Below are 25,521 nucleotides of genomic sequence, written 5' to 3' on the forward strand. Positions count from 1 at the left end.
ATGCCGCGGAACGGTGGACCCGCCGGGACGACCGGCCAGGGCCAGGTGCCCCGTTCCCCCGAGATGACCGGCCAGGGCCAGGTGCCTCGTCCTCCCGGGACGACCGGCCAGGGGCGCCTGCCCGACCACTCCGGGACGACCGGGGGCGCCGATCCCAACCTGCTGGCCGGGCGATACCGGTTGCTCGCGCGCCGCGACCACACCGGCACCTCGTGGCGCTCCCGCGACGAACTGCTCGGCCGAGAGGTCACGATCGCCGAGGTACGGCTCCCACCGCCAGGTCAGGACCGCGACCGGCTCCTCAGCCACATCCGCGCCGCGGCCGACCTCAAGCATCCCGGTGTCACGACCCTGCACGACGTGATCTCCGCCCCCGACAGGATGTGGCTGGTCGCAGAGGCGGTGACGGGCCGTTCCCTGGTCCAGACCGTCAGGAGCGAAGGACCGCTCCCGCCCGAACGGGCGGCCGAGGTCGGCCTGCGCGTGCTCGACGCGCTGAACGCCGCCCACGAACGGGGCGTCCACCTCGCCGCCACCCCGGAAACGGTCGTGCTCACCTCGGACGGCCGGGTCGTGCTGACCGGCATCCTGACCCCTCTCCCCTCCGACGACCTGCGGGATCTCGGTACCACCCTGTTCACCGCCGTCGAAGGCAGGGCACCGGACACCGGATCCCAGACCGTGCCCAGGATGGCCGACGGCTCGCCGCTGGCCGACCCGGTATCCGGCCCGTTGACGGCCGGCCCGACCGGCTCCAGCCCGCTGGCGCCGCTCGTTGAGGGCCTGCTCGCGGCCGACCCCGCGCATCGACCCGACGCCACCTCGGTCCGCCTCGCGCTGGAGCAGGTCTCTCCCCGGCCGAAGGCGACCCGACTCAGGTCTCCCCTCGTCATCGCGGCCGCCGTCGCCTGCGTGCTCGCGGCCGTCGGCGGGATCGTCTGGAGCAGGTCCGGCGCACCCGCACCGGCCGTCCAGACGGCGTCCTACGTCGACCCCGGCCCTTTCGCCAGGAAGCCCGGGGTGGACAAGCTGTTCACCGCAGAGCAGCTCGCGCGGCTCGGTGTGAAAACCACCCCGAACGACCTGGGGGACACCCCCATCTGGGGTTCCGCGAACGACAACGACCCCGGCACCCTCAGGCGTCAGCTCTCCGTCACGGCGCAGTTGTATCCGGCGGCGGCCGACGCCTCACGGACGCTGGCCGACCGCATCGCCTCCGCCGCCAAACGCTCGACGAACGGGAACGGAAGCCCGCAGACGGCTCCTCGCAGAATCGGCGGGCTGGGGAACGAGGCTTTCGCGGGTGAGGTCCTCGGCGGCGGCTACGCGGCGACCGTGATCGTCCGGGTCAACAACCTGATCGTCAGCGTCCAATACCAGAGCGGCGCGGGCGGACCGGACGAGGAGATCAAGCAGGGCGCCCTCACCGCGGCCAGGTGGGCGGTCGAGTCGCTCACCCGCGGGCACTGAGCGACAGCTCCGCCTCCGGCCCCGCGTCCAGGCCGAAGCGGATCTCGTGCCGCCGCAACGGCAGGCCGCAGGCGGCGCAGAGCAGGACGGGGGCGAGAACGGCGCCGCAGGGGACGTGGGTGAAGGTCAGGGCCGAGTCCTCAGGGGCGGGCAGCTCGCGCCGGGCCCAGTCGGCCAGGAGGGCGAAGACCGCGAAGAAGGCGAGGCCTTTCTCCGTGAGACCGTAGGAGCGGCCGGGCCCGGGGTCGAGGACACCGAGTTCAACGAAGCGGCGCAGCCGGTTGGCGAGAACCGAGGGGGCGATGCCGAGGCCCGACTGAAAGTCGGCGAAGCGGCGGGCGCCGAGGAGCGCGAGGGCCAGGACGGCGGTGCTCCGGCGGTCACCGAGGATCTCCATCGAGTCGGGACGGTAGCCGAGCGGATCAGGCCCGGCACCCGCGCGGACCGTACGGCGGTGCACGCGCGGCGAGCCGATCCGGGAGAGCCCGGCCGCCGGTCCCGCCTCGGTGCGGGTCTCACGGGCGTTCACCGGCCCACGACAGGCGTCACACCCGAGGTACGGCACCGCCGCGAGACCGCACGGGGCGTGCACGAACGGGAGCGGCGATCCCCCGCGGGCCCAGTCCCGCTCCCACGAGTGGATGGCCATGAGCGGCGCCCACAGCCCGAGGCCTCGCTCCGTCAGCCGGTACTCGTGACGGGTACGGCCGTTCCGGTAGGGGGCGGGCTCGAAGATCCCGTGGCCGACCAGCTCCTTCAGCCTGGTGGAGAGGACGGACTCGGAGATTCCCAGGGCGTCCCGCCACCCGGCGAAGGTCCGGATCCGCAGTATGAAGGCCCGCTGCAGGATGAGCAGCACCCACCGGTCCCCCACCATCGCGAGCGCCTGCTCAAACGCGCCGGGCCCGGCCTCCGTCACCCTCCGCACGATGCCGCCCACGGCCGCCCTCCACCGCTCGTCCTGATCGTCAACGACGGGGAGCCGTCCGGTGTGACGTCGCCTCGCGCGGGCCCGTGTCCGGGCGCCACGTCCTGGAGGCGACGGTCATCGACGAGCTGACTTCTTTTACCATAGCTTCTGGGGGATGACGGACCCCGTGGCGGTCATGGACGAGCCCGGCGGCCCGTCCCCCGCCCGGCCTCTGTCTGGGCACGCGTGAAGCAGCCGAAAACCGGACTCCAGACCGGATAAACACGATATATCTCGGATGGAACCCGGAGGCGGCCCCACACGTTGACCAGGAGACGCAGAATGAACGACAGGCGGGGCGCTCGCTCCGCGTTCGGAGGATGTTGAGAATGTCGCCCGTTCAGAAGTACTTGCTCGGAGCAGGCGTGGTGGTGTTCCTGTCGTGGCTGTTCCTGCCCAACCTGTTGTTCACCCTGGTGGTCCTGGGCGTCATCGCCGCCCCGATCGTCGGTTACCTGATGCTCGACCCGTCGCAGCGCGCCAGGCTCAGGCGCATCCGCAAGCGCGGCATCGGGCGCTGACGCCAACGGACAGGCCCGGCCCCTGAGACCCGCCCCATGAGGGGTGGGCTCAGAGACCGGCGGGCTCGAGGGTCAGGCGGTCGCGAGCTCGACCTCGACGCGCCGGGTGACCTTGCGCTCGAACACGAACGACAGCAGCGGCACGGTGCCAGCGAGCATCACACCCGCGATGTACGGCCACGACCAGCGAGCCTTCATGCCCAGGTTCATCGTGGCCACGAGGTAGAGCATGTAGAGGAAGCCGTGGATCGGGGAGACGACCCTCGACGGCCCGGCGATGCCGAAGCCGTACCTGAGCACGATGCACGAGACCAGGACGAGCAGCATCACGCCGACGACGTACGCCAGGATGCGAAAGGGCTTGAGGGCGGATTCCACGGTCATCTACCTCGGTCTGGGAGTTCGGACACTGAAAAGATACGTCGGCTTCCACGGCCATCAGGCCGTCGCGGGTTCGGGCTCCGACTCCCGCTCAGCCGTACGGCCGCGCACGATGTCCCGCACGAAGTGCCACCACATGAAGACTGCGAAGAGCCCGAAGATCCACCACTGGGCGGCGTAGGCGAGGTTGCGCCAGGTGAGCCCGCCGGGCTCGGTGGGGGCGGGGGCGCTCACCGGCTTGACCGCGACGGCGGAGGCCGGGGTCTGGGCGGTGGCGATCACGAACCCGTCGCGCAGCTTCACCCCGCGCCACAGGTTGACCAGCTCGGCCGAGGAGACGGTCATGACCTGTCCCTGCGGCAGCTGGCGTGCTCCGCGCCGCACGCTGTCGGTCGCCTCAGAGGGCTGCAGGCGCCCGGTCACGGTCACCGTGCCCCCGGGCACCGCGCCCGGCGCGGCGGCCGGATCGGCCGCCCCGGACACCCAGCCGCGCACGACGGGGATCGAGGTTCCGTCGCCGAGGTCGAGCGGGGCGAGCAGCCACAGCCCCCCGTCCCGCTCCGCGACCAGCAGTTGCCGTGAGGGGTCGAAGACTCCCGACGCGGTCACCTTGCGGCCGACCGCATCGCTCGTCATGTGCCTGCCCGGCTGGGTGAGGGCGGCGACCGCGACCGGCGCGGGGTCCCGCGCCGCGTGCGGCTTGCCGGAGTCCTCGAACACTCCCAGCTGCCAGCGGCCGAGCAGCGCACAGGCGACAAGCGCTCCGATCGCGAGCAGGTGCAACACCAGCACGCGGGGAGAGAACAGGATCCGGAGCATGACACCACGCTATCCGCCCGGTCGTGCGGTCCCGCCCTCAGCACCGCACCTCACCACCCTCCGAGGTTCCAGGCGCCACGGACCCCCACGAAAGTGGCATGAATCGGTAGTGGGATAGCAATGAATGTCGCTAAAGTCGACCCATGTCTGATCCTCAGATTGACCCCGCGGGCAACACCCAGCAGTTCCGTGCGTTCGCCCAGCGCAAGGAGCCCGAGGCCGCGCCCAGGCAGCGGTCGATGGTCGTGCCGATCGTCGTCGTGCTCGCGGTCGTGGTCGTGGCGGCGATCGCCGCCTACCTGATCTTCTAGGAAGCCGGAGAACCGACGGCGCCGACGGCAACCGCCCTCGGCGCTTTTCGTGTTCTCCGGGTCCTTCTCGACTCCCGGGAACCCCGCGCGGGGAGGAGGACGAGGACTCGGCGAGGGCCCAAGAGGGGAGAGCCCTCGCCGAGGGTCGAAAAAGCGGGAAGCCGTCAGTGACGCTCGCTCACCACCAGCGCGCTGCCGCCTCCTCTCCTGGTCGGTTCGGCGACGGCCTGGACCCTACCGTCGCCGAGGAACTCGACGGCGGTCGCCGCGCCGATCTCCGGGTTCAGCGCGAAACTGTGCCCCCTGGCCGTCAGCTCGGGGCCGTAACGGTCGATGAAGGCCTGCTCCGCCTGAGTCTGGGCGGTGTTGCGCTGTGTCGCGCGCGGAGCCGCGAGCGCCTCGGGCAGCGACATGCCGAAGTCCCAGCGGTTGACCAGGATCTGCAGCACGGTGGTGATGATCGTGGAACCGCCCGGCGAGCCGACCGCGAGCAGCGGCCTGCCATCGGACAGGACGATCGTCGGGGCCATGGAGGAGCGGGGCCGTTTGCCGGGGCCCGGCAGGTTGGGGTCGCCGGGGGCGGGGCCGAAGGTGAAGTCGGTCAGCTCGTTGTTGAGCAGGAAGCCGCGGCCCGGGACGACGATGCCGTTGCCGCCGGTGGACTCGATGGTGATGTTGTAGGCGACGACGTTCCCCCAGCGGTCGGTCACGACCAGGTGGGTGGTCTCCGGGCCTTCCGCGGGCGTCGGCGTGGCCTGCGCGGGCGGCGCGGCCTGGCACGGCCCGTAGGCGCCGTCGGGGTCACCGGGCGCGGCCGGATGCGCGATCGCCCGCTCGCCGATCAGGCAGGCGCGCTCCTTGGCGAAGCCGTCGGACAGCAGTTCCTTCAGCGGCACGCCGGGGATGTCGCCGACATACTTGGCCCGGTCGGCGAAGGCGAGCCTGGACGCCTCCAGATACTCGTGCGGGCCGATCCTGGGCAGCGCCTCAAGGATGTTGAGCGCCTCGCCGACCGTGGAACCGCCCGAGGAGGAGGGCGCCATGCCGTAGACGTCCATGCCCTTGTAGGTCACCTTCGTCGGCGGACGCTCGATCGCCCGGTAGGCGGCCAGGTCAGACAGCTCCATCAGGCCCGGCCGTACGTTGCGGGTCGAGCCGGGCGTGACCGGAGGGTTCTTGACCGTGGCCACGACCTCGGAGCCGAGCCGCCCGCCGTACAGCCAGGCCCCGCCGAGCTTGCCGAGCTGCCGGTAGGTCTCGGCAAGCTCGGGGTTGCGGAAGGTCGAGCCGACCGGCGCAGGGGCGCCGCCGGGGAGGTACAGCTTCGCGGTCGAGGTGAAGTCCTTGAAGCGGGCGGCGTTCGCCGCCGTCTGGTCGTGGAAGGTCCGGTCGACCGTGAATCCCTTCGAGGCGACCTCGATCGCGGGTCTGAGCGCCTGGCCGAGCGAGATCGTGCCGAACCGGCGCAGGGCCAGCTCCCACTGCGCCACACTGCCCGGGACCCCGGCGGAAAGACCGCTGGTCACCGCGTCGTCGAACGGGATCCCCTCCAGGGAGGCCGGGGTCATCGCCCGCGGCGCCGTCTCCCTGCCGTCGATCGTGTGAACCTTTCCGTGCCGTGCGTCGTAGTACACGATGTAGCCGCCCCCGGCGAGCCCCGCCGAGTACGGTTCTGTGACACCGAGCGTGGCCGCGCCCGCGACCGCGGCGTCGATCGCGTTCCCGCCCCGGCGCAGCACATCGAGCGCGGCCCTGCTGGCATCCAGGTCGACGGTCGCGACGGCGCCGCCGTACCCCTCCGCGACGGGTTTCTTCTCCGTCTGCTGCGGCGGCGACGCGGCGGCGGGCCGCACGAGCAGGATGGAGCTTCCTGTCAGGATCACGGCGGCGGACACCGCCAGGCGTCTATTGATCATGATGGCCTCCCGCAGCCAGCTTGACTCAGTTGACCTCCCTTGTCAGCCCTTTCTTTCACCCGTCCTACCTCAGGCGACGTAGTCCCGCCTGCCTCCCACGGTGGACGCGCAGGTCAGAGAAGGGGACGTAAAGTGCTGACCGTGCGCGTCAACCCCCGCCTGCCCCTCTTGCCGCTACCGCTGCTCGTGGCGGTCCTCCAGATCATGGGCACCAAGGGCGCGGAGTGGAACCAGCTGCACAACGCCGGGCTGATGCGGGTCATGCTGGACGGCCCCGGCTACATGCTGCTGCTCACCGGCCCGATCGCCCTGGCCGTACGGCGCCGCCACCCGCTGGTCACCCTCGCCGTGACCCTGGTCGCGACCTGTGTCTACATCGCCATGGGATACGCCTACGGCCCGATCTTCCTCAGCCCGGTCATCGCGCTCTACAGCGCCGTCGCCACCGGGCACCGGCGGGCGGCCTGGCTGGCCGGCGGGCTGATGTACGCGTTCTTCTCCGGCTACGTGGCCTGGTTCGCCTCTCTGCCGATCCCCACCTGGTACCACAACCTGGCCGTCGCGGCCTTCATCGGCATGGTGCTGGCGGCGGGCGAGTACGCCAGGGCGAGGAGGGAACGACTGCTCGAGCACGAGCGGGTCGAGAAGGAGGAGTCGAGGCGGCAGGCCAGCGAGGAGCGGCTGACCATGGCCCAGGAGCTGCACGACGTGCTGGCGCACAACATCTCCCTCATCCACGTGCAGGCCTCGACGGCGCTGCACCTGATCGACGACCATCCCGAGCAGGCGCGCACCGCGCTCACCACCATCAAGCACGCCTCGAAGGACGTGCTGACCGAGATGCGCTCGGTGCTCAGCGTGCTCCGCGACGGCGCCCCCCGTTCCCCGACGTCCGGGATCGACCGCCTCGACGAGCTCGTCGAGCGCACCGAGCACAACGGCCTGACGGTCGTCAAACAGATCTCCGGGCGGGTGCGGACGCTGCCGCCGGGGACGGACAGGGCCGGATACCGCATCGTGCAGGAGGCGCTCACCAACGCCGCCAGGCACGCGCCGGGCTCAACGGTCACGGTGCTGCTGGAGTACGGCCCCCACGAGCTGCTCATCCGGATCACCGACTCGGGCGGCGCGGGCACAGGTGAGAGCCTGGGGAGCGGCAACGGCATCCCCGGCATGCGGGAGCGCGCCTCCGCCCTCGGCGGCACGCTGACCGCAGGCAGTCACGGACGAGGCTTCCGCGTCGAGGCGCGGCTGCCGATCCCCGAGGAGTCCGCATGATCAAGATTGTTCTCGCCGACGACCAGGCGCTGGTCAGGGCCGGGTTCCGCGCCCTGCTCGACGCCCAGCCGGGGATGATCGTCGTGGCCGAGGCCGCCGACGGGGCCCAGGCGCTGCGCCTGGCCGCCGAACACCAGCCGGACGTGGTCCTGATGGACATCCGCATGCCGGGCATGGACGGCCTGACCGCGACCCGGGAGATGCCTCCGGGGCCGAGGATCATCATCCTGACCACCTTCGAGCTCGACGAGTACGTCTTCGAGGCCCTGCGCAACGGCGCCAGCGGCTTCCTCGTCAAGGACACCGAGCCCGCCGAGCTGATCCAGGCCGTCCGCGTCGTCGCCGACGGCGACGCGCTGCTCTCCCCCGGCGTGACCCGCCGCCTGATCGCCGAGTACGCCAGCCGGGCCAAGACCCCCGTCCTCTCCCAGGAGCTCGGCCTGCTCACCGACCGCGAACGCGAGGTCCTCACACTGGTCGGCACGGGCATGACCAACGACGAGATCGCCCAGAAGCTCTTCATGAGCCCGGCGACCGCCAAGACCCACGTCAGCCGCGCCATGATGAAGCTGCACGCCCGCGACCGCGCCCAGCTCGTCGTCATCGCCTACGAGTCCGGCCTGGTCCGCCCCGGCTGGCTCTGACTCCAGGCCGGGAGGTTTCCTGACGCGATGTGAAAGCAAGTTCGGAAAAAGTCCCATGCCTTCACGGCATGTCGGCGATACTGTGCGTGTTCTCAAGGACACGAAGGGAAATAATCGTGCTCATGACGTCACGACGGCGCCCCGCCAGCCTGAGGCCCACTCCCGAGACCGCGTCCCACCCCCTGCCCGGCACGCCGCGCGAGCTGTTCGACGCGCTCCCGCAGCTCCCCGGGCTCCGCACAGAGATCATCGATGGGAGACTGATAGTGAGCCCGGTGGGCACCCCCGAGCACGGCTGGACCGCGACACTTCTGGCTTATGAGCTGTACGAGCTGGTCAGGGAGCGCGGCTGGCATGCCTATACGGGCAACGTCGACGTCTGCATCGACGGACCCCGCGATCCCGTCGAGCCCGACTTCGTGCTGGCCCCGCCCGACTGCCCCCGCTGGGGGGAGCGCGAGCTGTTGTCGTCCGGCCTGATCATGGTGGCCGAGATCGTCTCGCCCGGCAGCGTCACCGACGACCGCGACAGGAAGCCCGGCGTCTACGCCCTCGGAGAGGTCCCGGTGATGGTTCTCATCGACCCCGTGGCCACACCCCCGACCGTGACGGTCCTCAGCGACCCCAAGGAGGGCGTCTACCTGACCTCCGCCCGCGTCGCGATGGGGTCGCCCGTGCACATCCCCGACCCGGTCGGCTTCACCCTGGACACCTCGATCTTCATCGACGCCCTCGACCGCCACTGAAGCCCACGGGGGCCGCCAGCCCCGACATTTCCGACATTCACCATGAATCCAGATGAGAATCATCTTTCTCTGGACTTGACGCCCACAACAGGCCATGTTTAGGTATGCCTTACCTAAGAACAGCTTAGGCTTACCTAAACTTGGAGCGGGATGTCCTCGGCGAGCTCGGCTTTGGAACGTGCCAGAGCGTTGATCTACCGCTGGCCCGCCGACTTCGCCGGGTTCTCCGCGAACCTGTCACTGAAGGATGCAACGCACACGTTCCGGGGCACCGCGAGGATCGGGACCGATCGGTCCGCGGAGCCCGAGGTCACGCTCGAGGGCGCGAGCGGCGAGCAGGTCGAGTGGGTGACGCGGCAGCTCGCCTCCCTGGTCGCGCACCGGCGTGCCCGCCGGAACGACGAGGCCGCGCCGACGCTCGCCGAGGAGTCCGCGGACCACCCGCTCGGTGTCCTGGTCAGGACGGACGACCGGTTCGGGTCCGCCTACCGCGTCAGGGGTGACTGGATCACCGAGACCACCCGGCACACGCCGTCGGCGACCGTCCGGGTCTACGTGGCCAACCGCGAGACGACCCCTGACGGCAGGTTCCTCCCCTGCCACCTCGCCACCACGTTCAGCGATCCGGAGACGGGCACGATCACCCGTCTCGAACTGCTGGACGAGCGGTACGTCGAGGTGGACGGGCTGATGCTCCCGGCCAGACGGTCGGTGATCAGCCAGAGCTCGCGCGGGGTCGTCGCCCGCGTCATCGAGCTCGGCGCACATGGAAAGGCAGAATCATGAAGCACGGTCTGGCCGTCCTGCTGGCCGCGGGAACGCTCGCCCTGGCGGGCTGCGGAAGTACGGCGGAGCCCCAGGCGAGAGCCGCCCAGGAGACCGCTCCCCAGGCGGCTCCCTCAGCGGATCCCTCGGCGGCGCAGTCACAGGCCGCTCCCCAGGCCCAGGGGCTCCCGGTCACCGTGCAGGCGGCGGACGGGACGAGCGTCGAGGTGAAGGACGCCTCGAGGATCATTCCCCTGACGGGAGACGTCGCCGAGATCGTGTTCGCACTGGGCCTGGCCGACAAGGTCGTCGGCGTCGATCTGTCGGCGATGGGACTGCCGGAGGCCCGGCAGAAGCCGCAGATCGGCTATCAGCGGTCGCTGGCCGCGGAGGGCATCCTCTCCCTCAAGCCGACCGTGCTCGTCGGCACCGAGGAGGCGGGCCCCCCGGCCGTGATCGACCAGCTCAAGGGCGCCGGCGTCCCGGTCGTCACGGTCCCCTCCGGGGCGACGAGCGTCGACGACGTCCCCGGCAAGATCGAGCTCGTCGCCAAGGCGCTCGGCGTCGCGGACAAGGGCGTCGAACTGGCGGCCAGGACGAAGACGGAGATCGACGCCGCGAAGGCGAAGGTCACCGGCACGGACAGGGCGCGGGTCGCCTTCCTCTACCTGCGCGGCCAGTCGAAGACCTACCAGCTCGGCGGCGCGGGCACCCGGGCGGACGCAATGATCGCCGCGGCCGGGGCCGAGGACGCGGGCACCGCGGCCGGGGTCAAGGGCTACAAGCCGATCACGGCGGAGGCGATGGTGAAGGCCGCTCCCGACCAGATCCTCGTGATGTCCATGGGCCTGGAGTCGGTCGGCGGCGTCGACGGCCTGCTCAAGCTGCCCGGCGTGGCGGAGACCCCGGCGGGCAAGAACAAGCGGATCGTCTCACTGGACGACCTGGAGCTGCTCGGCATGGGCCCGCGTACCGGCCAGGCACTCGACAAGCTCGTCACCGCCTTCCAGCAGCGGTGAGCTTCCCCAAGACCGTGGCGAGGGCGTCCCACAGCGCCCCCGCCGCGACCGGCGGCCGGACCGGGGAGACAGGGGCACCGGGGTCGTCCGCTCCCCGGACCGGCCGCACGGTGCTGAGAAACGCGCTGATCCCCGCTCTCGCGGTGCTGCTCGCCACGCTTTGCGTCGCATCCGCGGGGATCGGCGCGGTCCCGGTGCCGTTCGAGGAGGTGGTGGGTTCCCTCTTCGGCGGCACCGGCCCGCACGACGCGGTGCTGTGGCAGATCCGCTTCCCCCGCGTGGTCCTGGCCGTGCTGATCGGCGCCTCGCTCGGCGTCGCGGGAGCCGCCATGCAGGGCGTCTTCGGCAACCCGCTCGCCGAGCCCGGCGTCATCGGCGTCTCCTCCGGCGCGGCCGTCGGCGCCGTCGGCGCGATCGTGCTGGGCATCAGCGCCTTCGGCGGCTGGTCGGTGACCGTGGCCGCCTTCCTCGGCGGGCTGGCCGCCACCTTCCTCGTCTACCTGCTGTCCCGCTCGGACGGCAGGACCGAGGTCGTCACCCTGGTCCTGACCGGCATCGCGGTCAACGCCGTCGCGGGAGCGATCGTCGGCTTGCTGACCTTCCTCGCCGACGACGCGCAGCTGCGTTCGATCTCCTTCTGGAGCCTGGGCAGCCTCGGCGGCGCGACCTGGCCCGTGGTCGCCGCGGTGCTTCCGTTCGCCGTGGTCGGGCTGGTGCTGGTCCCGTTCTTCGCGGGGACGCTGGACGTGCTCGCGCTGGGCGAGCGGAGCGCCCGGCATCTGGGGGTGGACACCGAGCGAATCCGCCTCGGTGTGATCCTGCTGGCCGCGCTGCTGACCGGCGCGGCCGTCGCGGCGGCCGGGATCATCGGCTTCGTCGGCCTGGTCGTGCCGCACCTGATCCGCCTGGCCGCGGGGCCGGGACACCGGGTGCTGCTGCCCGCCTCCGCCCTGGCAGGAGCCCTGGTGTTGCTGGCCGCCGACCTGGTCGCGCGAACGGTCGCGGTCCCCGCTGAGCTGCCGATCGGTGTCCTGACCGCCCTGCTCGGCGGCCCGTTCTTCCTGTGGCTGCTGCGCCGTACCCGATCCAGACAAGGAGGATGGGCGTGATCGACGTCCGCTCGGTTTCCGTCTCCGCGGGGCCCGCACGGCTGCTCGCCGACGTCTCACTGCGGGTCGGGCCGGGTGAGCTGGTCGCGGTGGTCGGCCCGAACGGCGCGGGCAAGTCCTCGCTGCTGTCCGTGCTGGCCGGGGACGTCGCGCCGTCGTCCGGCTCGGTCACCCTTGGCGGGCGGCCACTGCGCTCGCTGCGCCCGGCCAGGCTGGCGCGCATGCGCGCGGTGCTCCCGCAGCGCGTCACGGTCGCCTTCCCGTTCACGGCGGCCGAGGTGGTCGCGATGGGCCTGTACGGCTCCCGCCTCACCGCCGTCGAGGAGGAGAAACTCCTCGAGGGAGCCATGGCGGTTACGGACGTGGCGCACCTGGCGGCCCGCGCCTACCCGACCCTGTCCGGCGGGGAGCAGGCCCGCGTCTCTCTGGCCAGGGTCCTGGTGCAGCGTGCCCCGGTGCTGCTGTTGGACGAGCCGACGGCGGCCCTGGACATCCGGCACCAGGAACAGGTCATGTGCGTCGCCAGGGACCGCTCCGCGGCGGGAGACACCGTCGTGGTCGTCCTGCACGACCTCAACCTCGCCGCGGCCTACGCAGGCCGGGTGGTCGTCATGCGCTCCGGCGCCGTCGTCGCCGACGGCTCCCCCGCCGAGGTTTTCGCCCCCGATGTGCTGAGCGAGGTGTACGGCTGCGCCATCGACGTCCACCACGGCGGCTCGGGCCTCACAGTCTCCCCCCGCCGCGCCCACTGACCCGGCGGCTCGCCTGGCCCTACCGCCCCGCGCTCGGGTGAGCACGGGGCGGGGACCGTACGGCGGCGGTACGGCCGCCGCCCTACGGGTGTGCCTAGTCGGCGATGACCTCGGAGACCGGCGTGAACGGCAGGTCGAGGGCCAGGGCGACCTGGTCGTTGGTGAGCAGGCCCGCGTGGGTGTTGAGGCCGAGCGCGAGGCCCGGGTCCTGCTGGAGGGCGGACTTCCAGCCGAGGCCCGCGAGCTTGACCGCGTAGGGCAGCGTCGCGTTGGTCAGCGCGTAGGTGGAGGTGTTCGCCACGGAACCCGGCATGTTGGCCACGCAGTAGAAGATCGAGTTGTGGACCTGGTAGGTCGGCTCTGCGTGCGTGGTCGGGCGGGAGTCCTCGAAGCAGCCGCCCTGGTCGATGGCGATGTCGACGAGCACGGATCCCGGCTTCATCCTGGAAACCAGCTCGTTGGAGACGAGGGTCGGCGCCTTGGCCCCGGGGATCAGCACCGCGCCGATGACCAGGTCGGCTTCGAGGACCTCCTTCTCGATCGCGTACGAGGTCGAGACGAGGGTCTTCAGCCGTCCCTGGTAGATGGCGTCGATGAAGCGCAGACGGTCGACGTTGAGGTCGAGGACGGTGACGTCCGCCCCCATGCCGACCGCGATCTGCGCCGCGTTGAGACCGGAGACGCCCGCGCCGATGACGACGACCTTGGCCGGCGCCACACCCGGCACGCCGCCGGGCAGCACGCCGCGACCGCCGTTGAAGCGCATCAGGTTGTAGGCGCCGACCTGCGGGGCCAGGCGGCCCGCGACCTCGGACATCGGGGCGAGCAGCGGCAGGGTGTTCCCGACCTGGACGGTCTCGTACGCGATGCCGGTGACCCGCTGGCTGAGTAAGGCCTCCGTGCATTCACGGCCCGCCGCCAGGTGCAGGTAGGTGAAGAGCACCTGCCCCGGACGCATGCGGTGGTACTCCTCCGCGATCGGCTCCTTGACCTTGAGGATCATGTCAGCCTCGCCCCACACCTCGTCAGCGGTGTCGAGGATCTTGGCTCCGGCGAACAGGTACTCCTCGTCGGGCAGGTGCGAGCCAAGGCCCGCGTCGCGCTGCACGTAGACGTCGTGGCCGTGTCGGACCAGCTCGTGGACGCCCGCCGGAGTAGCGGCGACGCGGTACTCGTGGTTCTTGACCTCGGCAGGCACGCCGATCTTCATAACGGGTCCTTTCGGATTCCAAAGGATGTCACAGCACGGCCCACCAAACGTGGTGACGTTTCAGCGAATGCCGTGACGATTGGGTGAGAACTATTGTGCTGCCGCCGTGGTGGCGTCAGAGACGGTTCCACGCTTCCGTCAGCACGGAGCGAAGAATCGACTCGATCTCATCGAATTCCTTGGGGCCGCAGATGAGCGGAGGGGCGAGCTGGATCACCGGGTCGCCCCGGTCGTCCGCCCGGCAGTACAGACCGGCCTCGTAGAGGGCCGAGGAGAGGTAGCCGCGGATGAGGCGCTCGGACTCCTCCAGGCTGAAGGTCTGCTTGGTCGTCTTGTCCTTGACCAGCTCGATGCCCCAGAAGTAGCCGGAGCCGCGCACGTCGCCCACGATCGGCAGGTCGAGCAGGCGCTCGAGGGTCCCGCGGAAGACCGGCTCGTTGCGGGTCACGTGACCGAGCAGGTCCTCGCGCTCGAACAGGTCGAGGTTGGCCAGGGCAACGGCGGAGGAGACGGGGTGACCGCCGAAGGTGTAGCCGTGGGCGAACATCTCGGTGCCGTTCTTGAACGGCTCGAAGAGTCGCTCCGAGGCGATCATGGCGCCGATCGGCGAGTAACCGCTGGTCATGCCCTTGGCGCAGGTGATGATGTCGGGGACGTAGTCGAACTTCTGCCCGCCGAACATGGTGCCGAGGCGGCCGAAGGCGCAGATGACCTCGTCGGAGACGAGCAGGACGTCGTACTCGTCGCAGATCTCGCGCAGGCGCTTGAAGTATCCGGGCGGCGGCGGGAAACAGCCTCCGGCGTTCTGCACCGGCTCGACGAAGACGGCGGCCACGGTGTCGGGGCCCTCCATCTCGATGGCCCTGGCGACGCGCTCCGCGGCCCAGTAGCCGTACTGCTCCGGGGTCATGCCGGGCACGCCGGTGATCTCGTCGGCCCGGTAGTGGTTGGTGTTCGGCACGCGCACCGAGCCGGGGACCAGGGGCTCGAACATCTGCTTGAAGGCCGGGATGCCGGTGATCGACAGGGCGCCCTGCGGAGTGCCGTGGTAGGCGATCTGACGGCTGATGACCTTGTGCTTGAGCGGCCTTCCAGTGATCTTGAAGTACTGCTTGGCGAGCTTCCAGGCGGTCTCGACGGCCTCGCCGCCACCGGTGGTGAAGAAGACCCGGTTGAGGTCGCCGGGGGTCTGCTCGGCCAGGCGGTGGGCCAGTTCGGCGGCCTTGGGGTGCGCGTACGACCAGAGCGGGAAGAACGCGAGTTCCTGAGCCTGCTTGGCGGCGGCCTCGGCCAGCTCGCTGCGGCCGTGCCCGGCCTGGACCACGAACAGCCCGGCCAGGCCGTCGAGGTAACGCTTGCCGTGGACGTCGTAGATGTAGCTGCCTTCGCCTCGCACGATCATCGGCACTTCTGAGCCCTCATGGGAGCTGTGCCGGGTGAAGTGCAGCCACAGGTTGTCCTGCGCGGCCTTCATGATCGAGGCCACGTCGGTGTTTTCGGGGTGGTTCATTGCGATCTTCCCTCGGTAGCTGAGCTTCCCACAGTGTGCATGCCCGAAGAAGGTCTTGCCAAGTGAAAACGTGGCAACAGAGTGCAAGAACTTCGGAATCCGCAAAAGCTTCGTGTAACAACAACGAAATCCGCGAATAGAATCTGGGAGTGTCCGGACTCTCACCTGGTCGATTCCGTCCAGCGGAATCAGCCGGGACCGCCGGGCGGGAGGCGGGCCGGGAAACCGCTGGGCGGGAGGCGTGCCGGGAAATCGGACACGAACGGTCACACAGCCTGTCCGCCGGTTGTGATCCAATAGGACGGACCAGATATTGAGATGCGAGGGAACGTCGTGACTCCTGACGAGATCGAGGGCGCCGTCGCCGCGGGCCTACCCCAGGCGATCGAAGACCTCAAGCGGCTCGTCTCCATCCCCTCCGTGGCCTTCCCCGGCCATCCGGAGGAGCCGGTGCTCGCCGCCGCGGCGGTGACCGAGGAGCTGCTGCGCAGCACGGGCCTGCCGCACGTCCAGCAGATTCCGGTCGAAGGGAGCTTCCCCGCCGTCTACGCCGAGGCCCCTGCCCCGCCCGGTGCGCCGACCGTCCTGCTCTACGCGCACTACGACGTGCAGCCCGCGGGCGACCCCGCGCTGTGGCGCACCCCGGCCTTCGAGCCGACGGAGATCGACGGGGCCGTTTACGGTCGCGGCGCCGCCGACGACAAGTCCGGCGTCATCTCACACGTCGCCGCGCTCCGTGCCTTCAGGGGCCGCTTCCCCGTGGGCGTCAAGGTGATCATCGAGGGCCAGGAGGAGTACGCCGGGGAGCGCCTTGAGGCCTTCATCGAGCGGAACCCCGAACTGGTCCGCGCCGACGCGATCATCGTCGCCGACACCGGCAACCCCCGCATCGGCGACCCCGCCGTGACCACCTCGCTGCGTGGCCTGGCCGCCTTCACCGTCGAGGTACGCACCCTGAAGGAGGCGCTGCACAGCGGCTCGTTCGGCGGCGCGGCCCCCGACGCCCTCGCGGCGCTGATCCGGATGCTGGCCGCCCTGCACGACGACCACGGCGACATCCGCGTCCCCGGCCTGCCGCGCGGCGCCTTCCTCGGCGCCGGCCCCTCCGAGGAGGAGTTCCGCGCGACCGCGGGCGTGCTCGACGGCGTCTCCCTGGTCGGCTCCGGCTCGCTGGCCGACCGCCTGTGGGCCTCGTACGCCATCACGGTCACCGGCCTCGACGTGCCGACCGTCTCGGGTGCGATCAACGCGGTCCAGCCGGTCGCCAGAGCACGGGTGACCGTGCGGGTTCCTCCCGCGGGCGACCCGAAGACGACCGCGGACGCCGTGATCGACTTCCTCAACCAGGTCACCCCGTGGGGCGTCAAGGCGAGCTTCACCGACTACGTGCTGGGCTCCGGCTACCTCGCCGACTCGGGCGGCGCGGCCCGCTCCGCGCTGAACCGGGCGATGGAGCGCGCCTTCGGCAGGCCGCCGCGCGACGTCGGCGCGGGCGGCTCGATCCCGCTGGTCTCCACACTCGTCAAGCAGTTCCCCGCCGCCTCGATTCTGCTCTTCGGCGCGGAGGACGACGACGCCTCGATCCACGCGCCGAACGAGCGCGTCAACATCGAGGAGCTGCGCCGTACGGCCACCGCGGAGGCGCTCTTCCTCCAGGAGTACGGCTCCGCGGCCTTCTGAGCGGGGCCGCCCCAGCCGTCCCCGGCAGGGGAGTCCATCGGAAAACCCCACCCGCACCGGGTGGGGTTTTTCTTTGTGGTACTTTTTGAACTGACTGGTCAGTCTAAAAAGGGGGGGTCCGGTGTTCCACGGAGTCGCGGTCCGCGCAGACGGTCTGTCCCTCAGCGGAGGGCACGGGTGGGTCTACCGTGACGTCTCCGCCGGGGCCGGCCCCGGCAGCCTCACGGCCGTCGCCGGGCAGGCGGGCAGCGGGCGGACCAGCCTGCTCCTGACCCTGGCGGGGCGGATGAAACCCACCGGAGGCACGCTCACCGTCGGAGGACACCGCACACCGAGGACGATCCGGCGGGTCGCCGCGCTCGGCCTGGTCGACGGGGTCAACGACCTGGAGGGCGCGCTGTCGGTCGGCGAGCATCTGCGGGAGCGGGCGAGGGGGCCGCTGTGGAGCGGGCGGCAGACGGCACGGGCCGGGACCGCGCTGACCCTGGCCGGCCTCGGGCGCTCCCCCGGCGACCGGACCCTGATCCGTGACCTGGACCGGGAGGAGCGTGTACGACTCGGGATCGCGCTCGCCCTGCTCGACGAGCCGGGGCTGCTCGCCCTCGACAACGTGGACGCCGGTCTCGGCGCCGAGCGGCGCGACGCGCTCTGGGCGACGCTGTCGGACCTGGCGGGGCTGGGGCTGACCGTCATCGCGGCATGCACGGAGAGCGGCGGACCGACGACGTTGCGCCTGCCGTCGAGGCGGTTGGCCGCTCACGGCGAGGAGCCGGGGACGTCGGTCGCCACGGCCGGGGAGGAAAAGCGATGAGATCACTGCGGTTGGGCGATCTGGAGCTGCGGCGGTTCACCCGGTCGCGGCTGACCAGGGCAGCGCTCGCGGCGGTGGTCGTGCTGCCGCTGCTGTACGCCGGGCTGTACCTGTGGTCGTTCTGGGACCCACAGGGCAATCTCGGGAACATCCCGGTCGCGCTGGTCGTGGAGGACAGAGCGGCGACCGTGGACGGCAGAACGGTCGACGCGGGCCGGGAGTTGGCCGGGCAGCTGCGGGAACGCCGGGTCTTCGCCTGGCACACGGTCGACGCGCGCCAGGCGGAGGACGGCCTGAACGACGGCGGTTTCTACCTGTCGCTGACCATCCCCGCCGACTTCAGCGCCAGGCTCGCCTCGCCCTCGGGCGACGGCACGCCGAAACCCGCGGAGCTGGGCGTTCGGGTGGACACCGGACGCAGCTACGTCATGCGCACGATCTCGGACGCGGTGTTCACCGAGGTCAAGAACGCGGCGAGCCGTACCGCGCTGAAGGACTACTGGGACGACGTCTTCGTCTCCTTCGGCGAGCTGCACGACGCGACCGCGAAGGCCGCGGGCGGAGCGGACGAGCTGCACGACGGTACGGCGAAGGCCGGCGAGGGCGCCTCGGCCCTGAACACCGGTCTCGGCCAGGCCAAGGACGGAACCCACAGGCTCGCCGTCGGCCTGGGCAGTGCGAACACCGCGACCGGCAGGCTGTCCTCGGGGGCGGACGGCCTGGCGAGCGGCCTGGGCGAGGCGGAGAGCGGCTCGCGCGAGCTGGGCCGGGGCCTGGCGAAGCTCGGGGAGGGCGCCAAGCGGGTCGCCGAAGGCAACGCGCGGGTCTACCGGCAGGTCCACGCCCAGGTCACGACGCTTGACAAGATCGCCGACCAGCTGGGGCCTGTGCTGGGGGGCGACGGCGCGCGGCTGCGGTCGCTGGCCCAGGCCGTCGAGCGGGACGCGGAGCTGGTCGCGAACGGCACCGGGCCGTCCAGCGGGATCGGGCGGGAGACGGACCAGGCCTCGCGACAGGCACGGCAGCTGCAGGACTGGCTGAGCGCCAACCCCGACGCCGACCCCCGGCTGCGGGCCATCGCCGACCGGCTCACCGAGTCGACCCGGCAGACGGCCGGCGGGGTCCCGAGCACGGCGGGCGGCGGTGACGTCGAGGCCCTGGCCCGGCTGCGGCGGGACGCCGGGAAGATCTCGGAGATCGCGGCCCGCACCGCCGAGATCGCGCCGAGCGCGGGGCAGCGCCTCGAACAGGCGAGGAAGAAGATCGACCAGCTGGACGCGGGCCTCGGCGAACTGGCCGACGGCTCGGCCAAGGTCAGCGCGGGGCTCGGCGACGCGAGCGCGGCGGGCGGCAAGCTCACCTCGGGCCTGACCCGACTCGGTGACGGCGCCACCCGGCTCAGCCGGGGGCTGGCCCAGCTCGACGGCGGGATCGTCAGGCTGAGCGACGGCGCCGCCAAGGTGGACACCGGGGTCGGCAGGCTGCGCGACGGCGCGGGAGAGCTCACCACCGGCCTCGGCAGGCTGGCCGACGGGTCAAAGGAACTGAGCGACAGGCTCGGGGACGGAGCGGCGCGGATCCCCGACTACGACGAGCGGGAGCGCGCCGGGCGTGGCGACATGATGAGCGAGCCGGTCAGGCTGGCCAGCCAGGTCCTCAACGGGGTGCCGAACTACGGAACCGGCTTCGCGCCGTTCTTCGTCCCGCTGGCGCTGTGGGTCGGCGCGATGGTGAGCTACATGGTGCTGCGCCCGCTCAACCCCCGTCTCCTGGCCGGTACGGCTCCCGCGTGGCGGATCGCGCTCGCGGGCTGGCTCCCCGGGCTCGTCCTGGGCGCGGCGCAGGTCGGCGTGCTGCTGGCGGTGATCAGGTTCGGGCTCGGCCTGGAGGCCGCGCACTGGGCCGGGATGGCCGGCCTGCTGCTGCTCACCACGGCCGCGTTCCTGGCGATCGTGCAGGCGGTCAGCGCCCTGCTCGGCCCGCCGGGGCGGGTCGCGGTGCTGGCGCTGCTGATGCTCCAGCTCACCTCGGCCGCGGGAACCTACCCCATCGAGACGTCACCCGGCTTCTTCAGGGCGATCTCGCCGTGGCTCCCGATGAGCTGGGTGGTCAGCGCGCTGCGCAGGCTGATCAGCGGCGGCGACCTCACCGTGGTCTGGCAGGCCTGCGGGGTGCTGGCCCTGTTCACCGCGCTCGGCCTGGCCCTGAGCGTCTACGCGGTACATAAAGGACGTACCTGGTCGATGCGCCGACTCCACCCCGAGCTGGCCCTTTGACTACGGTTGATCTCATGACTGAACGGCGAACCTTGGCCAGGGGTGCGGGCACGCAGGCCGGGCGTGAGCGGCGAGGCTCGGGGACCGGCCAGAGCACGGCCGCGGGCAGGGGGGACGGCCGCAGGGCGGAGACGCGGCTGCGGTTGTTCGCCGCGGCGGTCGAGGTGATCGCCGAGCAGGGCTACACGGCGGCGACGGTCGACGCGATCGCCGAGCGCGCCGGGGTGGCGAAGGGCACGGTGTTCTACAACTTCGGCAGCAAGGAGGGGCTCTTCACCGCCCTGCTCGAACACGGGATCCAGCGGCTCGCGGACGCGATGAGCGAGGCGGACACCGGGCGGGCGGGTGCCGGAGGAGACGCCTCCCCTCCGAGCGGCCTGCCGGGCGAGGCGGGAACGGGTGAGGGCTCGGGCGAGGCGCAAGCGGAAGCGGAAGCGGAAGCGGAAGCGGATGAGGGCGAGGTCGGGGCGAAAGCGGGTGAGGACGGGGTCGGGACCGCGCTCGGCGCGCTGGACGCGGTGGTCATGGCGCAGCTGCGCTTCTTCGAGGAGTACGGCGCGTTCGCCCGGGTGCTGCTGACCGAGATGTGGCGTACGGCCTGGCAGGACACGATCGCCAGGCTCCGCGAGAAGGCGCTGGGCGTCTACGCGGTCGTGCTGCGCAGGGCGGTCGCCGAGGGCACGATCCGCGCGGACCTTGACGTGGACACCGCGGCGACCGCGGTGTTCGGCATGGTGCTGACGGTCTCGATCGAGCGCAGGGCGCTGCACCCTGACCGCCCGATCGAGCAGCTGCACGCGACCCTCGTCGATCTTCTTCACGGACGGGTGTCCGGTAAACCACTGACTGGCTGAAAACGAGTACTCGATCACCTCTTGTTAGGGGAAAAAGGTTCTTCTTACGATCGTCCCGTGGTCAACTCCCGAGTAAGACCGCGCAGGCGGGTTCTCCCCTATCTCATGGCCGTGGTGCTGGCCATCGGACTGATCGCCGGACTTCGCTGGTTCTTCGGCGGAGGCGGTGCGGAAAACGAGGAAAACAGGGCAGCCTGCCAGGGGCAGGCCGTGACGATCAGGATCGCCTCCTCACAGGACAAGATCGCCACCCTGCGAGAGGCCGCCAAGGAGTACAGCGGGCGTACCGTGGCCGGGCACTGCACCGTGGTCACCGTGGACGCCGTCAACTCCGGCCGCTCGATGCGCACCCTGGCCAAAGGCTGGGACGAGCGCACCGACGGCAAACGGCCCGACGTGTGGACCCCGTCGGCCTCGACGTGGCTGGCGCTGCTCCGCCAGCAGGTCGGGGGCTCCGATCACACGGTGCCGGTCACCGACGGCAAGCCGCCCTCGATCGTGTCCTCGCCGATGGTCATCGCGATGCCCAGGCCGATGGCCGAGGCCCTGGGCTGGCCGGGCAAGGAGATCGGCTGGTCCGACCTCGCCAGGCTGGCGACCGATCCCCAAGGCTGGGCCGCGCACGGCCACCCGGAATGGGGACGGTTCAAACTGGGCAAGACCAACCCCAACTTCTCGACCAGTGGCCTGAGCGCCACCGTCGGCGCCTACTTCGCCGCCACCGGCGCCACCTCCGATCTGACCTCCGCCGATGTGGCAGACCCGAAGACCAGGGAGTTCGTCGGAAGCGTCGAGCAGTCGATCGTCCACTACGGCGACGTCTCCACGACCTTCATGGACAACCTGCTCCGCGCCGACGACCGGGGCTCCGCGATGTCCTACATCTCAGCGGTGACCATCGACGAGAAGACGGTCAGCGACTACAACCAGGGAAACCCCTCGGGAGAGCCCGAGACACAGGGCAAGCACGCCGCGCCGCGAACCCGGCTGGTCGCGGTCAACCCCAAAGAGGGCACGCTCCTCACCGACCACCCCTACATCGAACTGACCTGGATGGATCCCGCGAAGAAAGCCGTCGCCGACGACTTCCTGACCTACCTGCACAGCGACCGGATCCAGTCGAGGTTCCAGTCCTACGGCTTCCGCGGCTTCGACGGCAAGCCGGGGCCGATGGCCGTCGAGGCGAACGGCATCCTGCCCAACGCGAAGATCACCACACTCAGCCCGCCCTCCCCCGCGGTGCTGGACAAGGTGCTGCGGAGCTGGGCAGAGCTCCGCAAGCGGGCGAACGTGCTGATCGTCGTGGACAAGTCAGGCTCGATGGAGACCGAGGTGTCCGGCACCGGCGAGAGCCGCCTCCAGTTGGCCAGCAAGGCGGCGATCAACGCGCTGCCACAGTTCAGGAAGGACGACCGTGTCGGACTGTGGTCCTTCTCCGTCGCGGAGGACGGCGAGAACGACTATCGGGAGCTGGTCCCGGTCGACGCGATCTCCAATACCGGGCCCGAGTTGACCAGGCAACTCGGCATGCTGACCGCGGGCGGCGAGACCGGGCTCTACGACACCGCACTCGCGGCCGTCGAGCGAATGCGGGCGGCCAAGGACCTCGAGGCGATCAACGCGGTGGTCTTCCTCACCGACGGCAAGAACGAGAAGGGGAACGGCATCGACCTGGACAACCTGCTCCGCAGGCTCACTCCCGAGGTGCGGCTGTTCACCATCGGCTACGGCGAGGGAGCCGATCAGGACGTGCTCAGACGAATCGCCGAGGCGACCGACGGAGCCGCCTACGACTCCTCGGACGCGAGCAGCATCGACCGGATCTTCACCAGCGTCATCTCCAACTTCTGAACGCGGCGAACTCTGGCGGGAGTTCATTCGTCGGATAGGTACCGACACCAACGGGAGGCCGGGTGTATCAACAGCCGCAGCGACGGCGCAGGAACTTCGCCCCGTTCGTCATCGCGATCATTCTCGCCGGTGCCCTGATCGTCGGGCTGCGGCTGTACATCGGGAGCGGGGAGTCCGGCGGCTCCGGTACGGAGCAGGGCGCGGCGCAGGCCGAGGCCTGTGCCGGTGGAGGGGTGAAACTGACCGTGGCGGCGTCCTCGGAGAAGGGCGAACTACTGCGGAAGATCGTGGCAGGGTACAACGGCAGGAAGGTCGGCGGGCGCTGCGCCGACGTCGTCATCGTGACCAAGACCAGCGGCAGCGTCATGCAGGCGCTGGCCAGGGGCTGGGACGAGCGCCAGGACGGCCCGCGTCCCGATGTCTGGTCTCCGGCGAGCAGCGGCTGGATCACCCTGCTCCAGCAACGCGCCGCCGGTTCGGACACCGGCCCGCTCGTCGCCGCGGCCAACCCGTCGATCGCCAAGACACCGCTGGTCATCGCGATCCCCAAGCCGATGGCCGAGGCACTGGGCTGGCCCGGTAAGAAGCTCGGCTGGTCCGACCTGCTCGACCTGTCGAAGAGCTCGTGGGCCAAGTACGGCCACCCCGAGTGGGGGCAGTTCAAGCTCGGCAAGACCAACCCCAACTACTCGACCAGCGGCCTGAACGCCACCATCGGCGCCTACTTCGCGGCCACCGGCCTGTCGGGCGACCTGTCGGAGAAGAACGTGGCCGACGCCAAGGCGAGGGAGTTCGTGCGGGGAGTGGAACGCTCGATCGTCCACTACGGCGACACGACGCTGACGTTCCTGTCGAACCTGCAGCGGGCCGACGACGCGGGAGCGGGCCTGAGCTACATCTCCGCCGTCGCGGTCGAGGAGAAGTCGGTCTGGGACTACAACCAGGGCAACCCGACCGGTGACCCCAAGACACTGGGCAAGCACGGCAAGCCCAGGGTGCCGCTGGTGGCGATCTACCCGAAGGAGGGAACCCTCTACTCGGACAGCCCGTACGCGGTGCTGACCGCACCGTGGGTGGACGAGGCCAAGCGCGCCGTGGCCGCCGACTTCCTGGCATACCTGCAGGCCGCGCCGCAGCAGGCGCGCTTCGCCGACTTCGCCTTCCGGTCCTACGACGGCAAGCCGGGCACGCTGATCACCGAAGCGAACGGGCTGCTGCCCGCCGAGCCGAAGACGACGCTCAGCCCGCCCGCCCCCAACGTGCTCGACAAGGTGCTCTCCAGCTGGGCCGAGTTGCGCAAACCCGCGAACGTGCTCATGGTCATCGACGTCTCGGGCTCGATGGGCGCCCTGGTGCCGGGCACCGGCAAGAGCAAGCTGGATCTGGCCAAACAGGCGGCGGTCAACGCGCTGCCCCAGTTCGGCCCGCACGACAACGTCGGCCTGTGGATGTTCTCCACCGCGCGTGACGGCGACAAGGACTACCTGGAACTGGCACCGATGGCCACCGTCGACGAGGCCCAGCGCAAGACGCTGCGGAGCAGGCTCGAAGGGCTGACCCCCGACGGCGGGACCGGTCTCTACGACACCGCGCTCGCCGCCTACCAGCACGTGCGCGGCAAGCACAGCGGTGACGCGATCAACGCGGTGGTCTTCCTCACCGACGGCAAGAACGAGGACAACAACAGCCTCTCCCTGGAGAACCTGCTGCCCGACCTGCGTGCCGAGTCCGCCCAGGAATCGGTGCGGATGTTCACGATCGCCTATGGTCAGGACGCCGACCTCGACGTGCTCAAGCAGATCTCGGAGGCGACGCACGCCGCCGCCTACGACTCTCGCGAACCGGGAAGTATCGACCAGGTGTTCACCGCGGTGGTATCCAACTTCTGATGTCCCGATTCGTTGAGGAACTGCGAGAACCGTGGGGTCTGCTGCTCGGTGCGACCGCCGCGGGTGCCGCGTGGGCCGTCAACGTGCACCCGGCCGCCGCGGTGTTCGTCGGGGCCGCCGTCTGGCTGGCCAAGGCGGGCACCGCCGCGTTCCAGGGGCGGGGCGAGAGCCGTACGGCGTCCGCCGTCGCCCCGGGCAGCCAGGAGGACGGCTGGCTGCGGCGGGCGGACTCGGCGGCCCGGGACTTCGGCGAGCTGGGCGCCTCGATGGGCCAGGGCCCGCTGGCCGAGCGGATCACGCTGATGCGGCCCCAGGTTGACGACGCGATGGCCACCCTGGAACGGCTGGCCCGGCAGGCGTCGACAACCGGGACCGCGCTGGCCAGGTTCGACCTCGACCAGATCAGGCAGGAGCGCCTGCGGCTGACCGGCGCCAGGGAGCAGGCCAGGAAGGGGCTCGTCGACGACATCGACCGCGCCCTCGCCTCACTGGCCTCCCAGCTGGCCGTGATCGACCGGCTCGCGGAGACCAGGGACCGGGTGCTCGCCCGGATGGAGTCGAGCACGATCAGCATCGAGGAGCTCCTCGCGCGCGTGGTCGAGCTGTCGGCGACGGCGGCCACCGGGGTCCTGGAGCCGACCGGGGTTCTCGACGAGCTGGCCGACAATCTCGAAGGGGTCCGGCGCGGCCTGCACGAAACCGAACAGATCACTCGCGACGCGCTGGACCGGTGAGGAGC

23 protein-coding genes are annotated in these 25,521 nt (G+C 70.7%); 17 read left to right on the top strand and 6 right to left on the bottom strand.

Annotation, left to right across the window (positions count from 1 at the left end):
• Positions 1-1,470 (top strand): hypothetical protein, encoded by a 1,470-nt coding sequence (locus tag AB0395_RS05965; protein WP_366277588.1) that lies wholly within the window; start codon positions 1-3, stop codon positions 1,468-1,470.
• Here AB0395_RS05965 and AB0395_RS05970 read toward each other — a convergent pair.
• Positions 1,454-2,410 carry a winged helix-turn-helix transcriptional regulator gene (locus AB0395_RS05970; RefSeq protein ID WP_366277490.1) on the bottom strand — a complete coding sequence of 319 codons (957 nt, stop codon included), beginning with the start codon at positions 2,408-2,410 and terminating at the stop codon, positions 1,454-1,456. The genes AB0395_RS05965 and AB0395_RS05970 overlap by 17 nt on opposite strands.
• A gap of 359 nt (positions 2,411-2,769) precedes the next feature.
• Between AB0395_RS05970 and AB0395_RS05975 the strand changes: the two genes are divergently transcribed.
• Positions 2,770-2,961: a hypothetical protein gene (locus AB0395_RS05975; RefSeq protein ID WP_366277491.1), complete on the top strand. Its 192-nt coding sequence runs from the start codon at positions 2,770-2,772 to the stop codon at positions 2,959-2,961.
• A 72-nt stretch (positions 2,962-3,033) separates the two neighbouring features.
• On the opposite strand, the gene AB0395_RS05980 is transcribed toward AB0395_RS05975, so the two are convergent.
• On the bottom strand, positions 3,034-3,345 hold the full coding sequence (locus AB0395_RS05980; protein ID WP_366277492.1) for a DUF3817 domain-containing protein: 312 nt from the start codon (positions 3,343-3,345) through the stop codon (positions 3,034-3,036).
• A gap of 54 nt (positions 3,346-3,399) precedes the next feature.
• Positions 3,400-4,161 carry an SURF1 family protein gene (locus AB0395_RS05985; protein WP_366277494.1) on the bottom strand — a complete coding sequence of 254 codons (762 nt, stop codon included), beginning with the start codon at positions 4,159-4,161 and terminating at the stop codon, positions 3,400-3,402.
• 143 nt (positions 4,162-4,304) lie between these two features.
• Here AB0395_RS05985 and AB0395_RS05990 point away from each other — a divergent pair, with 143 nt between their 5' ends.
• Positions 4,305-4,472 (top strand): hypothetical protein, encoded by a 168-nt coding sequence (locus AB0395_RS05990; protein ID WP_366277496.1) that lies wholly within the window; start codon positions 4,305-4,307, stop codon positions 4,470-4,472.
• A gap of 164 nt (positions 4,473-4,636) precedes the next feature.
• Here AB0395_RS05990 and AB0395_RS05995 read toward each other — a convergent pair whose 3' ends face one another.
• Positions 4,637-6,388, bottom strand: coding sequence for a gamma-glutamyltransferase family protein (locus AB0395_RS05995; protein WP_366277497.1), 1,752 nt, complete (start codon positions 6,386-6,388; stop codon positions 4,637-4,639).
• A 132-nt stretch (positions 6,389-6,520) separates the two neighbouring features.
• On the opposite strand from AB0395_RS05995, the gene AB0395_RS06000 reads away from it, so the two are divergent.
• The 7 genes from AB0395_RS06000 (at position 6,521) to AB0395_RS06030 (ending at position 12,701) form a co-directional block, all read left to right on the top strand.
• Complete coding sequence (locus tag AB0395_RS06000) at positions 6,521-7,666, top strand: sensor histidine kinase (protein WP_366277499.1); 1,146 nt, start codon at positions 6,521-6,523, stop codon at positions 7,664-7,666.
• Positions 7,663-8,310, top strand: coding sequence for a response regulator transcription factor (locus tag AB0395_RS06005; protein ID WP_366277501.1), 648 nt, complete (start codon positions 7,663-7,665; stop codon positions 8,308-8,310). Before AB0395_RS06000 ends, AB0395_RS06005 begins: the two co-directional genes overlap by 4 nt.
• A gap of 122 nt (positions 8,311-8,432) precedes the next feature.
• Positions 8,433-9,056 (top strand): Uma2 family endonuclease, encoded by a 624-nt coding sequence (locus tag AB0395_RS06010; RefSeq protein ID WP_366277502.1) that lies wholly within the window; start codon positions 8,433-8,435, stop codon positions 9,054-9,056.
• A gap of 150 nt (positions 9,057-9,206) precedes the next feature.
• On the top strand, positions 9,207-9,842 hold the full coding sequence (locus AB0395_RS06015) for a DUF3386 family protein (RefSeq protein WP_366277503.1): 636 nt from the start codon (positions 9,207-9,209) through the stop codon (positions 9,840-9,842).
• Positions 9,839-10,840, top strand: a complete 1,002-nt coding sequence (locus tag AB0395_RS06020) for an ABC transporter substrate-binding protein (RefSeq protein WP_366277504.1) — start codon at positions 9,839-9,841, stop codon at positions 10,838-10,840. Before AB0395_RS06015 ends, AB0395_RS06020 begins: the two co-directional genes overlap by 4 nt.
• A gap of 110 nt (positions 10,841-10,950) precedes the next feature.
• Entirely contained in the window at positions 10,951-11,949 is a 999-nt protein-coding gene (locus AB0395_RS06025; protein ID WP_366277589.1) for an iron ABC transporter permease, read from the top strand.
• The gene (locus AB0395_RS06030; protein WP_366277505.1) at positions 11,946-12,701 is read left to right on the top strand and encodes a heme ABC transporter ATP-binding protein; all 756 of its coding nucleotides are present in this window, start codon (positions 11,946-11,948) and stop codon (positions 12,699-12,701) included. Before AB0395_RS06025 ends, AB0395_RS06030 begins: the two co-directional genes overlap by 4 nt.
• Positions 12,702-12,795: 94 nt before the next feature.
• Here AB0395_RS06030 and ald read toward each other — a convergent pair whose 3' ends face one another.
• Positions 12,796-13,911 carry an alanine dehydrogenase gene (gene ald, locus AB0395_RS06035; RefSeq protein WP_366277506.1) on the bottom strand — a complete coding sequence of 372 codons (1,116 nt, stop codon included), beginning with the start codon at positions 13,909-13,911 and terminating at the stop codon, positions 12,796-12,798.
• Between the two features lie 115 nt (positions 13,912-14,026).
• Positions 14,027-15,421, bottom strand: a complete 1,395-nt coding sequence (locus AB0395_RS06040) for an aspartate aminotransferase family protein (protein WP_366277508.1) — start codon at positions 15,419-15,421, stop codon at positions 14,027-14,029.
• Between the two features lie 333 nt (positions 15,422-15,754).
• Here AB0395_RS06040 and AB0395_RS06045 point away from each other — a divergent pair, with 333 nt between their 5' ends.
• From AB0395_RS06045 to AB0395_RS06075, 7 genes are all read left to right on the top strand, one after another.
• Complete coding sequence (locus tag AB0395_RS06045) at positions 15,755-17,101, top strand: M20/M25/M40 family metallo-hydrolase (RefSeq protein WP_366277509.1); 1,347 nt, start codon at positions 15,755-15,757, stop codon at positions 17,099-17,101.
• 121 nt (positions 17,102-17,222) lie between these two features.
• A complete protein-coding gene (locus AB0395_RS06050) occupies positions 17,223-17,912 on the top strand; it encodes an ATP-binding cassette domain-containing protein (RefSeq protein WP_366277511.1) in 690 nt (229 codons plus the stop codon).
• Positions 17,909-20,188, top strand: coding sequence for a YhgE/Pip domain-containing protein (locus tag AB0395_RS06055; protein WP_366277512.1), 2,280 nt, complete (start codon positions 17,909-17,911; stop codon positions 20,186-20,188). The genes AB0395_RS06050 and AB0395_RS06055 overlap by 4 nt, the downstream gene beginning before the upstream one ends.
• 14 nt (positions 20,189-20,202) lie before the next feature.
• On the top strand, positions 20,203-21,042 hold the full coding sequence (locus AB0395_RS06060) for a TetR/AcrR family transcriptional regulator (protein ID WP_366277514.1): 840 nt from the start codon (positions 20,203-20,205) through the stop codon (positions 21,040-21,042).
• Between the two features lie 57 nt (positions 21,043-21,099).
• Complete coding sequence (locus AB0395_RS06065) at positions 21,100-22,893, top strand: substrate-binding and VWA domain-containing protein (RefSeq protein ID WP_366277516.1); 1,794 nt, start codon at positions 21,100-21,102, stop codon at positions 22,891-22,893.
• Positions 22,894-22,955: 62 nt separating this feature from the next.
• A complete protein-coding gene (locus AB0395_RS06070; RefSeq protein ID WP_366277518.1) occupies positions 22,956-24,782 on the top strand; it encodes a substrate-binding and VWA domain-containing protein in 1,827 nt (608 codons plus the stop codon).
• Positions 24,782-25,516: a hypothetical protein gene (locus AB0395_RS06075; protein ID WP_366277519.1), complete on the top strand. Its 735-nt coding sequence runs from the start codon at positions 24,782-24,784 to the stop codon at positions 25,514-25,516. The genes AB0395_RS06070 and AB0395_RS06075 overlap by 1 nt, the downstream gene beginning before the upstream one ends.
• Positions 25,517-25,521: the final 5 nt, after the last annotated feature.

The sequence above is a fragment of the Streptosporangium sp. NPDC051023 genome (assembly GCF_040689595.1).
In the GTDB taxonomy this organism is placed as follows: domain Bacteria; phylum Actinomycetota; class Actinomycetes; order Streptosporangiales; family Streptosporangiaceae; genus Streptosporangium.

Coding starts and splice junctions, on each gene's coding strand:
- AB0395_RS05965 (WP_366277588.1), top strand. CDS start 1: ATGCCGCGGAACGGTGGACCCGCCGGGACGACCGGCCAGGGCCAGGTG.
- AB0395_RS05975 (WP_366277491.1), top strand. CDS start 2,770: ATGTCGCCCGTTCAGAAGTACTTGCTCGGAGCAGGCGTGGTGGTGTTC.
- AB0395_RS05980 (WP_366277492.1), bottom strand. CDS start 3,345: ATGACCGTGGAATCCGCCCTCAAGCCCTTTCGCATCCTGGCGTACGTC.
- AB0395_RS05985 (WP_366277494.1), bottom strand. CDS start 4,161: ATGCTCCGGATCCTGTTCTCTCCCCGCGTGCTGGTGTTGCACCTGCTC.
- AB0395_RS05990 (WP_366277496.1), top strand. CDS start 4,305: ATGTCTGATCCTCAGATTGACCCCGCGGGCAACACCCAGCAGTTCCGT.
- AB0395_RS05995 (WP_366277497.1), bottom strand. CDS start 6,388: ATGATCAATAGACGCCTGGCGGTGTCCGCCGCCGTGATCCTGACAGGA.
- AB0395_RS06005 (WP_366277501.1), top strand. CDS start 7,663: ATGATCAAGATTGTTCTCGCCGACGACCAGGCGCTGGTCAGGGCCGGG.
- AB0395_RS06010 (WP_366277502.1), top strand. CDS start 8,433: ATGACGTCACGACGGCGCCCCGCCAGCCTGAGGCCCACTCCCGAGACC.
- AB0395_RS06015 (WP_366277503.1), top strand. CDS start 9,207: ATGTCCTCGGCGAGCTCGGCTTTGGAACGTGCCAGAGCGTTGATCTAC.
- AB0395_RS06020 (WP_366277504.1), top strand. CDS start 9,839: ATGAAGCACGGTCTGGCCGTCCTGCTGGCCGCGGGAACGCTCGCCCTG.
- ald (WP_366277506.1), bottom strand. CDS start 13,911: ATGAAGATCGGCGTGCCTGCCGAGGTCAAGAACCACGAGTACCGCGTC.
- AB0395_RS06040 (WP_366277508.1), bottom strand. CDS start 15,421: ATGAACCACCCCGAAAACACCGACGTGGCCTCGATCATGAAGGCCGCG.
- AB0395_RS06055 (WP_366277512.1), top strand. CDS start 17,909: ATGAGATCACTGCGGTTGGGCGATCTGGAGCTGCGGCGGTTCACCCGG.
- AB0395_RS06060 (WP_366277514.1), top strand. CDS start 20,203: ATGACTGAACGGCGAACCTTGGCCAGGGGTGCGGGCACGCAGGCCGGG.
- AB0395_RS06075 (WP_366277519.1), top strand. CDS start 24,782: ATGTCCCGATTCGTTGAGGAACTGCGAGAACCGTGGGGTCTGCTGCTC.